Source organism: Streptomyces racemochromogenes (assembly GCF_044129415.1).
In the GTDB taxonomy this organism is placed as follows: domain Bacteria; phylum Actinomycetota; class Actinomycetes; order Streptomycetales; family Streptomycetaceae; genus Streptomyces; species Streptomyces racemochromogenes_A.
Window position 1 is genome coordinate 1 of sequence record NZ_JBBDHD010000261.1, and the last position, 3,162, is coordinate 3,162.

Here is a 3,162-nt window from a genome sequence, read left to right on the forward strand (position 1 = left end):
CCCCCCCCCCCCCCCCCCCCCCCCCCCCCCCCCCCCCCCCCCCCCCCCCCCCCCCCCCCCCCCCCCCCCCCCCCGGACCGGAGCACGTTCGGGCCCGACCGCCTCCTCACACGCTGTCCTCGCGGGAGGGATCAGGGTGACCCGTTCGCGTGAGATGAGGGCGGGCGCGTACGTTCCGCCCATGACCAGGACGACGCCGGCCAGGCCGGTGGCAGTGGAGGCCGTGTTCCCCGAGCTGGCGGCATACCGCGGGCGGACGACCCGCCTGCACCCGCGGCCGGGGCGGCCCGGGCGGCACGACAGCCACGTCGGGGGGCCGCTGCTGTGGCCGAGCGACGAGCCGTGGCCGGTCTGCCGCGAGCCGCACGAGCCCGAGAGCGAGGGGTACGCGCCCGGGGAGATCCGCGCCGCCCGGGTCGCGGGCGTGTGGCTCCCGAGCCGCCCGTGGCCCGGCGCCGGAAACCCCGAGGGGGGCGGGCCGACACCCTTCGTGGGGCTCGCCCAGTTCTTCGGCCGGGACGTCCCCGGCCTGGCCACCGGTCCCGGCGGCGCGGACCTCGTCCAGCTCTTCCGCTGCCCGCGCCACCACGGCCCGCACCTGGAGCGCCGCTACCTCCTGCGGTGGAGGCTGACGGTGCAGGCCGAACGTGCGGACCACTTCCTTGACGCCGCGCCTGAAGCGCCGTTGCTCCGGTGGAAGGACGAACTCCCCGAGCTTTCCCAGCTGGGCGTCGACGGGCCCGCTGGACATCGCCTGCGCGAGCTGTAGGGCCCCGATGCGGCTCCTGCTGACGGCCGAAGGCGAGGAAATGGACCGCGACTCGCACACCTGGATGCCGCTGGAAGACCGCGATCCGTCCCTCCAGGGCATGGCCTCGATCCGCGGCGGCCCCTCGGTCGCCCACCCCACCCGGCTCCGCTTCGGCCGTGACCGGGACCTGCACGTCTTCACCTGCCCGGCGGACCCGGGGCACCCGCCCCAATGGGTGCTCTCTTGAACCGTCCCCACGGCGGCGGTCAGAACGGAGCGAGCTGTTGGAGGTCGGGTGCCGTTCGAGCACGGCGGCGGCTTCCTCGGTGCGGCCGGCTTCGGCGACGTCGACCAGGCACTCCGCGAGGAGCGAATCCTCGATGCCGGGCCGCAGCAGCGCGAACGCCTCGGCGGCCCGGCCGTGGCGGGTCAGCAGCTGCGCGAAGAACCCCAGAACCACCCGGTCCCCCGCTTCCGCGTACGGGCGGCACAGCACGATCGCCTCTTCGGCCCGTCCCCAGCCCTCCAGCAGCTCGGCCCGGGCCCGGACCGCCGGCCACCAGCCCGTCGCGATGTACGGAGAGAGGACCTCCAGCGCCCTCTCGTACTGCCGCCGATCGCCGAGCAGCCGCGCCCACTCCAACGCGCCGAACCACTCCCCTCGCCCCGCCTGGAACTCCACCTCCCGTTCATGGCCGAGTTCGAGAAGGCGGGTGACCAGTGGCGGAGAAGTGCAGCCCGTCGACATCCGGGCCCCGGTAGTCAAGATCGGGTGCCCCCCGACTTTTGTCCGCGGACAAAAGTCGGGGGGCGGCGCAGGGCGGCGCCCTCCAGGCAGTGGTCGAGGAGGGTGTGCATGCGGGGGGCCGGGAGGGACGGGTTCGATGCGGCGCCCTCCGCGGTACGCGGGTCGGTCAGGAGGGGTTCCAGGGCGTCCGGGCGGAGGGCCGGGTTGGCCGCGGCTGCGCGGCGTACCGATGCGTCGGGGTCCGTCAGTGGGGGTGCGGGCAGGGTGGGGTCGGCTGCGGCCAGGGTGCGTACCTCGGGGTCCGGGTGGGTGAGGAGGTGGGCCAGGCCGGTGCGGGGGAGGTGGGGCAGGGTGAGGAGGTGGGGGCGGTGGGCGGGGCGGGTGACGAAGACGGCCAGCAGGAGGGCAGGGGGAGCCAGGGGGTGGTGGCAGGCGAGCCGGACGCGGACCTCTTCGTCGTCGTCCTGGGAGAGCGGTCGCACGAGGTGCGGCGGCAGGCCGGGCCAGGTCGCGGCGACCCGGCGGAGGACCGGCTCTTCGGACGCCGCGCAGGCGGTGTACCAGTCGGGGGCGGGCTCGGTGGCCGGCTCGTCGATGGGGCAGGTGCAGTCCGGGCCGTGGCCGATGACCCGTTCGATCGCCCAGTACTCGGGCCAGGTGCGCGGGAAGGGGTGGAGGCGGGCGCGCGTCCGTACGGCCTCGTCCGGGTCCTGCGCCAGTGCGGTGGCCAGGTCCGGGTCGAGGTCCGGGCGGGCGGCGACCGTCTTGCGGATCTCCGCGTCGGGGTGGCGGGCGAGCCGGGTGAGCGGGTCGGCCGGGGTATGGGGGTTCCGGGCCAGGGGGTGCACCGTGCCGTCCGCGAAGCACTGCTCGACGAGCGCGGGGGACAGGACGCAGGTACCGAGCACGAACGGTTTGCTGAGCGAGCCGATGGTCGGCAGCACCGCCTCCACCGCTTCCGGGTCCAGCTCCCAGCTGTTCTCCCGTGCCGCTTCCCGGACGGCCGGGTCGGGGTCGTGGAGGAGAGCCTGCCGCTGCTCGGGGGTGAGGAACTGCCACCTGGAGGAGGCGCGGATCCGGATCGCGGGGTGCTCGTGGTCGGCCATGGCGCGGTGGAAGGACAGGGGGATCTGCCTGGAGGAGAGCAGTTCCTGGATGATCTCTTGCGCGGTGAGCAGGCCGTCCTCTCCGCTGTCCTGGGCGGTGAGGAGGGTGACGAGGATGTCATCGGGCAGTGGCCGCACCCGGCGGGGTCGGGGCCAGGGGCTGCCCGCCAGGCGCCCGCGGACCGTGCTGGAGGGGTCGGTCGCCAAGGGGGCCAGTGATGCGGGGTCGACGTGCCGGTTGATGGCCAGGGCTCGGCGCACCTGGAGGTCGGGGTGGCGTAGTGCGGCGTCGATGACCTCGTCCGGTAGGTCGCGGCTCTCGCACATCAGCCGCCGGGCCGGGCCGGCCGACGCATCCAGAAGGCGTATCAGGACGTCGGAAGGCGCGGCCGGATTGAGGGCGATTCCGCGCAGCCAGGGTTCACGGAGGGAGTCGGACACCGTGTCATCTTGTCAGCCTCGGCTGCCGGTGCCGGAGGTGCGGCGGGGGGGGGGGGGGGGGGGGGGGGGGGGGGGGGGGGGGGGGGGGGGGGGGGGGGGGGGGGGGGGGGGGGGGG

The 3,162-nt window shown here is 75.4% G+C and carries 3 protein-coding genes; 2 read left to right on the forward strand and 1 reads right to left on the reverse strand.

The features are described 5' to 3' along the window. The first annotated feature begins 181 nt into the window (after positions 1–181). Both WDV06_RS36525 and WDV06_RS36530 read left to right on the forward strand, forming a co-directional pair. Positions 182–769 carry a hypothetical protein gene (locus WDV06_RS36525; protein ID WP_395514107.1) on the forward strand — a complete coding sequence of 196 codons (588 nt, stop codon included), beginning with the start codon at positions 182–184 and terminating at the stop codon, positions 767–769. Between the two features lie 7 nt (positions 770–776). After that, positions 777–998 (forward strand): hypothetical protein, encoded by a 222-nt coding sequence (locus tag WDV06_RS36530; protein ID WP_395514108.1) that lies wholly within the window; start codon positions 777–779, stop codon positions 996–998. Positions 999–1,513: 515 nt separating this feature from the next. On the opposite strand, the gene WDV06_RS36535 is transcribed toward WDV06_RS36530, so the two are convergent. Continuing rightward, a complete protein-coding gene (locus tag WDV06_RS36535) occupies positions 1,514–3,046 on the reverse strand; it encodes a hypothetical protein (RefSeq protein WP_395514109.1) in 1,533 nt (510 codons plus the stop codon). Positions 3,047–3,162: the final 116 nt, after the last annotated feature.